The 7889-nt window shown below is 65.4% G+C and carries 6 protein-coding genes; 2 read left to right on the top strand and 4 right to left on the bottom strand.

Translation table 11 applies throughout. The features are described 5' to 3' along the window. Window positions 1-107: 107 nt before the first annotated feature. From ligA to VIG90_RS09345, 3 genes are all read right to left on the bottom strand, one after another. The gene (gene ligA / locus VIG90_RS09335) at window positions 108-2234 is read right to left on the bottom strand and encodes an NAD-dependent DNA ligase LigA (protein WP_331593236.1); all 2127 of its coding nucleotides are present in this window, start codon (window positions 2232-2234) and stop codon (window positions 108-110) included. Between the two features lie 63 nt (window positions 2235-2297). After that, a complete protein-coding gene (gene recN / locus VIG90_RS09340) occupies window positions 2298-3956 on the bottom strand; it encodes a DNA repair protein RecN (RefSeq protein WP_331593229.1) in 1659 nt (552 codons plus the stop codon). 10 nt (window positions 3957-3966) lie between these two features. Then, on the bottom strand, window positions 3967-4782 hold the full coding sequence (locus VIG90_RS09345) for an outer membrane protein assembly factor BamD (protein ID WP_414695486.1): 816 nt from the start codon (window positions 4780-4782) through the stop codon (window positions 3967-3969). Between the two features lie 122 nt (window positions 4783-4904). On the opposite strand from VIG90_RS09345, the gene VIG90_RS09350 reads away from it, so the two are divergent. Further along, complete coding sequence (locus VIG90_RS09350; protein WP_331593231.1) at window positions 4905-6089, top strand: glycosyltransferase; 1185 nt, start codon at window positions 4905-4907, stop codon at window positions 6087-6089. Window positions 6090-6187: 98 nt separating this feature from the next. Here VIG90_RS09350 and VIG90_RS09355 read toward each other — a convergent pair whose 3' ends face one another. Beyond that, a complete protein-coding gene (locus VIG90_RS09355) occupies window positions 6188-6808 on the bottom strand; it encodes an SOS response-associated peptidase (RefSeq protein WP_331593232.1) in 621 nt (206 codons plus the stop codon). 438 nt (window positions 6809-7246) lie between these two features. Here VIG90_RS09355 and VIG90_RS09360 point away from each other — a divergent pair. Beyond that, the coding region (locus VIG90_RS09360; protein ID WP_331593233.1) for a glycosyltransferase at window positions 7247-7889 on the top strand (643 nt) is incomplete at its 3' end.

Consider the following 7889-nt stretch of genomic DNA (forward strand, 5'->3'; position numbering starts at 1 on the left):
GTGCCGCTTATCTAGTTGCTTCCGTGTAGTTTGAGCAGAACATAGAATCGCAGTTCAGCCATACAATTTTTGCATAGATGGGGGGGGTGTGATCCAGCCGGACCGCGTCAGCCGCCCGCCCTAGCGAGAATGGCAACCCACGCATCCTCGTCGATCACCTGAACGCCCAGCTCCGCCGCCTTCTTCAGCTTGGAGCCCGCCCCCGGTCCGGCCACCACGATATCGGTTTGCTTCGAGACCGACTTGGCGATCTTCGCGCCCAAGCGCTGCGCCCGGTCTTCCGCTTCCTCGCGGGTCATCTGCACAAGCGAGCCGGTGAACACCATGGTCTTGCCGCTGACCTCCGATTCCACCGTCTCGAACACGAACGGCTCGACCGTCACTTCGGACAGCAAATCATTCACGACCTCGACGTTGTGCGGCTCGGCGAAGAAGTCCACCAGCGCCTCGGCGACCACCGGCCCGATCTGGGCAATGCCGATGCGCGCCTGCATCTCCTGCGCCAGCCGCTTTTCAGCGTCCGCCTCGTTCATGCCATTGGCACGCCACTGGCCGACCAGCCCGTCGCGCTCCTGCCCCAGTGTCTCCAGTGCAGCGCGCAGCGCCTCGATGGTGCCGTAACCCTTGGCAAGATCGCGGGCCGTCACCTCGCCCACGTGGCGAATGCCCAGCGCGTAGATGAACCGGTCCAGCGTTACCGTGCGCCGCGTCTCGATGGACGCCAGCAGGTTGTTGACCGACTGCGGCCCCCAGCCCTCGCGCCGCTTGATCTCGTCGGAACGCTCTTTCAAGCGGAAGATGTCGGCAGGCGCATTGATGAAGCCATCCGCGAAGAACGCCTCGATGCTGCGCTCGCCCAGCCCCTCGATGTCAAAGGCGGTGCGGGACACGAAGTGGCGCAGGCGCTCCACCCGCTGCGCCGGGCAGATGAGGCCGCCGGTGCAGCGCCGAATGGCCTCGCCTGCCTCGCGCTCGGCATGGCTTCCGCACACCGGACAGGTCTGCGGGAACTCGTATTTCTTCGGCTCGGGATCGATCGGGCGGCGCTCCAGCACCACGCCGACGATCTGCGGGATAACGTCGCCCGCGCGCTGCACGATCACCGTGTCGCCAATGCGCGCGTCCTTGCGCTCGATCTCATCCTCGTTGTGCAGCGTGGCGTTGGAGACCACCACGCCGCCCACCGTCACCGGCTCCAGCTTGGCCACCGGCGTCAGCGCGCCGGTGCGGCCCACCTGAATCTCGATGGCCTTGAGAATCGTCGTCGCCTGTTCGGCGGGAAACTTGTGCGCAATCGCCCAGCGCGGGCTGCGCGCCACCTGCCCCAACCGGTCCTGCCAGTCGAGCCGGTCGACCTTGTAAACAACGCCGTCGATGTCGTAATCGAGCGTTGCCCGCTCCGCCTCGGTCTCGCGGTAGCAGGCGAGAATCTCTTCCAGCGTCTCGCAGCGTCGGATGCGCGGGTTCACCGGAAAACCGTAGCTTTTCAGCGTCTCCAGCATGCCCCACTGCGTATCCGCCGGAAGCGAGGACACCTCGCCCCAGGCGTAGGCGAAGAAGCGCAGCGGCCGTTTTGCCGTCACCGTCGGGTCGAGCTGGCGTAGGCTGCCTGCCGCCGCGTTGCGCGGGTTGGCGAACACTTTGTCGTTGTTCGCCGCCTGCGCCTCGTTCAGCCGCAGGAACGCCGCCTTGGGCATGTAGATTTCACCGCGCACTTCCAGCACTTCGGGCCAGCCCTCACCGAACAGGTACGGCGGCACATCGGCAATGGTGCGCACGTTGGCGGTCACGTCCTCGCCCTCGCTGCCGTCGCCACGGGTGGCAGCAGAGACCAGCTTACCCTTCTCATAGCGCAGGGACATGGAGAGGCCGTCGATCTTCGGCTCGGCCACCACGCACACGTCAGCGCCCACGCCCAGCTTCAGGAAGCTGCGCACCCGGCCAAGAAAGTCAGCCACGTCCGCGTCCTCGAACGCATTGTCGAGGGAGAGCATGGGCCGGGCGTGGCGAATCTTGCCGAATCGGCCCAGGGGCGCCGCACCCACCTGATGCGGTGCGCTGAACAGGTCCACCAGATGCGGGAATTTGGCCTCGATCGCCCGGTGCCGCTGCACCAGCGCGTCATAGGCGGCGTCGGAAACGGTGGGAGCCTCTTCCTGGTAATAGCGCTTGTTGTGCTCTGCGATCTCGGCCGCCAGCCAGCCCAGCTCGGCCTTTGCTTCCTTGTCAGACATGGCATCGATCGCCTTTCGGCGCAGCAGGAGACGATCCACGGACCTAAGCTCTCTTTTTTAGTTTCAGGCTTTCAACAAACGCTGGGCTTGCGCCCGGGCTTCATCGGTCACGATGTCGCCTGACAGCATTCGGGCGATTTCTTCCCGCCGCTCCACCTGGCTGAGCCGGTGCACGGAGGTGCGCATGCCATCCTCGTTGGCGGCCTTGGAGATCTGCCACTGGCAATCGGCGCTCGCCGCCACCTGCGGGGAGTGGGTGACGACCAGCACCTGCGTCTCGCGACCCAGACGGCTCAGTCGATCACCAATGGCCGAGGCCACCGAGCCGCCCACGCCCCGGTCGATTTCGTCAAACACCAGCGTGCCCGCCACGCCCTCTCCCGCCAGCGCCACCTTCAGCGCCAGAATGAAGCGGGACATTTCACCACCCGAGGCGATTTTCATCAGCGGGCCGAACGGCGCGCTCGGGTTGGTGGAAATGGTGAACTCCACCCGGTCAGACCCGCCCGCGCTCCACGCGCTCTCCGGCAGGGTTTCAACCTCGGTCTTGAACTTGGCCGCATCCAGCTTCAAGGGCGGCAACTCGGCGGCCATGGCCGCGTCCAGCTGTTTTGCCGCCTTGGTGCGCAGCTTATGCAGATGGGCGCACGCATCGGCAAAACGCGTCCACGCCTTGCGCTCTTCCGCCTCCAGCTTGCCAAGGCCCGCCTCGCCCGCTTCCAGCGTCGCCAGTCGTGCGGAAAGCTCCTCGCGCAGCGATGCCAGATCGTCCACGCTTACCTTGTGCTTGCGCGCCATGGCGCGCAGCTCGAAAAGCCGGGTTTCGACCGCCTCCACCCGCGCAGGATCATAGTCCATGGCGTGACGGGCACGAATCAGCGTGTCCTCGGCCTCCGAGGCGTCGTTCACGGCCTGATCCAGCGCAGTCAGCGCCTTGGCCAGCGTTTCGTCTTCCGCTGCCAGGCGCTCCAGCTTGCGGGCAGCCTGACGCAGCTTGGACAGACCGCCGTCACTGTTGCCGAGGCATTCCAGCACCTGATCCAGATCACCCGCCAGCCGCTGCCCCTTGAGCATGGCCGCGCGCTCGTCCGCCAGTGACTGCTCCTCGCCCGCCTCCGGCTTCAGTCGTTGCAACTCATCCACCGCGTGGGTCAGCCATTCGCGGTCCCGCTCGGCCTCCGCCAGGCTGGCCTTCGCCCGCTCCAGCACCTCGCGCGCCGCCACCCACGCCGCGTAATTGCCCGTCGAGGCAGCAATGGCCTCGTCATACCGGCCGAACGCATCCAGCAGATCGCGATGGCCGCGCGGGTTCAGCAGGCCGCGCTCGTCATGCTGGCCGTGGATTTCCACCAGAAGCGCGCCGATTTCGCGCAGCAGGCCCACGCCCACCGGCTGATCGTTGATGAAGGCCCGGGAGCCGCCATCGGCTTTCACGATTCGGCGCAGCAGCAGCGGCTCGCCGTCCTCGAGGCCGGAGTCGCGCACAAGCTGGCGGGCCGCGTGATCCGCCGGCAGCTCGAACGCCGCCGTCACGCTGGCTTGGGTAGCGCCCCGGCGCACCATGGAAGATTCGCCGCGGGCGCCAAGTGCGAGGCCAAGACTGTCGAGCAGAATGGATTTGCCCGCCCCGGTTTCGCCGGTCAGGACACACAGTCCCGCCTCGAAATCGATGGTCAATGCCTCGATCAGCACCACATCGCGGATCGTGAGCGACGTCAGCATCGTGTGGCGGTCAGCCCCCGGTTTGAGAATTCTGCTCCGCCGAAGCGGACTGGTTCAGCTTGCCGCCGCCCAGCAGGTCGTAGGAGCGCTTGTACCACTTCGAGCCCGGGAAGTTATACCCCAACACCGCGGCTGAACGCTGCGCTTCGGCGCGCATGCCGAGCGTCAGATAGCATTCGGTCATCCGGTGCAGGGCTTCCGGCACGTGCGAGGTGGTTTCGTACTTCTCGATCACGTTGCTGAAGCGGTGAATGGCGGCCAGACACTCGCCGCGCACTTCATACCACCGGCCCACTTCCATTTCCTTGCCTGCCAGATGGTCCTTGGTCAGGTCCAGCTTCAGGCGGGCGTCGGCAGCGTAGGGCGTATCCGGATAGCGCCGGGTCAGCTCGGTCAGCGAGTTCAGGGCCTGCTCGGTGATCTTCTGGTCACGGCGCACGTCCGAGATCTGCTCATAGTAAGACACGGCGATCAGATAGTAGGCGTAGGGCGCGTCCTTGTTGCCGGGGTGCAGCGAGAGGAACCGCTGCGCCGCCAGGATCGCCTCCTGATACTTGTTCGCCTGATAGTAGGAGAAGGCCGACATCAGCTGCGCGCGGCGCGCCCAGGCCGAATAGGGGTGCTGGCGCTCCACCTCGTCGAAGATCAACGCGGCCTGCCCGTACTGTCCCCGTGCCAGCGTATCGGCGGCAAGGTTGTACAGGGTCTCCACGTCGCGGGCCACATAGGTCAGTTCCTTGTCGCCCTTTGCGCAGGCACCCAGAGCAAGGCTGGCGCAGGCAACAAGCAGCAGACGGCGGACGGGCAGCTTTGAGTCGTGTCTCATCATGGTCTTCCTTTAGCGGAGCCGACGCCCGGGGCCAAGGTCTTGCAGTTGATGCAGATGCTTCCTGCTGGCATAGCTTCGCCGAAGCGGCTCTGCCATGCGGCAAAGTATAAGGAACTTCTGTGAAGGCTCTCGTTTTCTCAACCCTTTATCCCAACCGGGCACAGCCGAATTTCGGCATCTTCGTGGAAAACCTCACCCGGCAGGTCGCGGAAGCGGGAATCGAAACCAAAGTCATCGCCCCCAACGGCGTGCCGCCATGGCCGCTGTCGCTGCATCCGCGGTACCGGGCACTGGCTGCATTGCCGGAGAGGGAAGACTGGCGCGGGCTGGACGTGCTGCGTCCGCGCTTTCCCCTGCTCCCCTCCGTCGGCTGGCGGCTGAACCCCGCGCTGATCCTGCGCGCGGGCGCAAAGGCGCTGCAACAGCTGAAGAATGAAGGCTTCGTGCCTGATGTCATCGACGCCCAGTTCTTCTACCCGTGCGGTGTCGCCGCCGTGCAGCTGGCCCGTCAGTTCAACCTGCCCGTCACCATCAAGGCGCGCGGGTCGGACATCGCCCTCTGGGGGCAGCGCCCGCTTGCCCGCCAGCGCATGCTGGAGGCCGCCCGCAATGCCGACACCGTGACCGCCGTCTCCGCCTCGCTGAAGGGGGAAATGGCCAGCCTCGGCATGGCCGCGGGCGAGATCATCGTGCATTACACCGGCGTCAATCTCAGCCGCTTCAGCCCCGGCGCACGCGAGGAAGCCCGCCGCGAATACGCCTTCACCCGGCCTACCGTCCTCTCCGTCGGCTCGCTGACGGAGGTGAAGGACCACGCCCTTCTGATCCGCGCCATGAAGCAGGTTGAGGGTACGGACCTCGCCATCGCCGGCCACGGCCCGCTGCGCTCCAGCCTTGAGCAGCTCGCCGCCGACCTCGGCATTGCAGACCGTGTCCGATTCCTTGGCAACGTCTCGCATGATGCCCTGCCCGATCTCTACCGCGCCGCAGACGTGTTCGCGCTGACCAGCCAGCGCGAGGGTCTGGCCAACGTCTGGCTCGAGTCGCTGGCCAGCGGCACGCCGCTCGTCATCACGCCGGTCGGCGGCGCCCGCGAGGTGGTCGATCGTCCGGAAGCCGGCCGTCTGGTCGAGACACGCACGCCCGAGGCCGTGGCCGCTGCGCTGAAGGATCTGCTGGCCAACCGTCCTGCCCCGGAGGCCGTGCGCCTTGCCGCCGAGCGATTCTCGCTGGAGCGCAACGTGTCCCACAAGCAGGAGATTCTGGCGGAAACGGTCGAGAAGTTCCGGCAGCGTCGGGGCTAGAGCAGCTTTCGAGCAGGGTGGCACACCCTGCGCTTAAAAAAGTGCGACCAACAAAGAACTTGGAGCCGCGATCTGATGCAATCAGATCGGAAAAGGCTCTAGTCCGCCCGCTCCACGTCCAGCGAGCCGTCTTCCAGCGGCCCGGCCAATGCCAGCGCGTCCTTTGGGCTGCCGTTCATCCAGGTGTCGTACTGGTCTGGGCGCAGGATCACTGGCATGGACTTGGGGTGAATCGGCCGCACGTCCGCGTTCGGCTCGGTCGTCAGGAAGGCCATGGTCTCAAGCGAGACCCTCTCGCCCCGCAGCTCGCCCTGCCACGGCCGCCACAGCCCGGCGAAGGCGAACACCCCCTCCTCTGCCTCCTTCAGGCGGAACCAGTGCAGGATCTTGGGCGCGGCCTGGGTCCACTCGCCAAACGCCGTCACCGGTACGAGGCAGCGGCGAGACTCGAACGAGGAGCGCCAGAAACCCGAAATGTTCACCTTGTCGCTACGCGCATTGGTGACGGGCTTGGGGGCCTTGTCGCCCTGCGGCAGCACGAATCCCCAACGCATCATCGCCATTTCGCGGTCACCGGCCCGGCTGCTGCGCACAACCGGCACGCGCTCGGTCGGACGGATCGAACCCAGCGCGGGCACATTCGGCACCGCCCCGGCTGCCACCTCGAACAACCGGCGAATCGTGTCAACGGGAGCGGTCATGGAGTAGAGATTGCACATGGTCGAGAGCCTGCACGGTTTGAAAATATTCCACTCGGCCCACCCGCCCGAATCTGGGCCGGCCGCCGGTTCGCCTTAGTCTATACTCTGGCACCGGCCGCGCAGCCCACCCTTTCAGGGCCTCGCCCGCCATGCCGGAAACAGGGTAATGAGGAAAAAATGCAACAACTTGCGCCACAGTTGCAGATCGATGCGAAATGATGAACCGTTTCCCTTCTGCATCGTTTCTATGTCATTGACCGCGCCGGTGTTCGCCTTTGGACTCACGGTTCTGTCCCTGGCCAAAACGACGGCGCGGCGATGTGGCTTGTTGTAGAATGTTGCATCTGCGCGCGGCCTTCGCCATGAAAACATGCTGGCGGGCCGCCAATCGGTTCTGACCAACCATCGGTTCTGACCAAATTGAGCGAGTGGCATCGGATGTTACAGGCGGGAAAAATGCCGGCTTTTGAAATGCAGGATCAGGAAGCCCGGCAGGCACCACTCCGAACGAACCAAACCCCGACCTTTAACCCCAACCTGCGTGTTGCGGTGTTTTCGGGCAACTACAACTACGTTCGGGACGGTGCGAACATGACGCTCAACCGTCTCGTCGCCTATCTGGAACGGCAGGGCATTCCGGTGCGGGTTTACTCCCCCACCACTGACACCCCGGCGTTCGAACCGGCGGGCACCCTCATCTCCGTGCCATCCATTCCCGTGCCGCGCCGCCGCGAGTACCGCATTGCGCTGGGCATGCCGCGCTCCGTGCGGGAAGATCTGGTCCGCTTCAACCCGACAATCGTCCACCTGTCCGCGCCTGATCTCCTCGGCTACGCCGCTCAGCGTCAGGCCCGGCGCATGGGCATTCCGGCCGTGGCGTCCTTCCACACCCGGTTCGAGACCTACCTGCAGTACTATGGGCTGGATTTCCTGAAGTCGCCCGTCCTGCGCTACATGCGCCACTTCTACAACCGCTGCGCCCAGATCTACGCGCCCAGCACCTGCACGGCGGATTCGCTGCGCAGCGAGGGGCTGTCGCAGGAGATCCGCATCTGGAGTCGCGGTGTCGACCGGCGGCAGTATCACCCCGGCCGTCGCG

Source organism: Pedomonas sp. (assembly GCF_036515995.1).
Classification (GTDB): domain Bacteria; phylum Pseudomonadota; class Alphaproteobacteria; order Sphingomonadales; family Sphingomonadaceae; genus Pedomonas.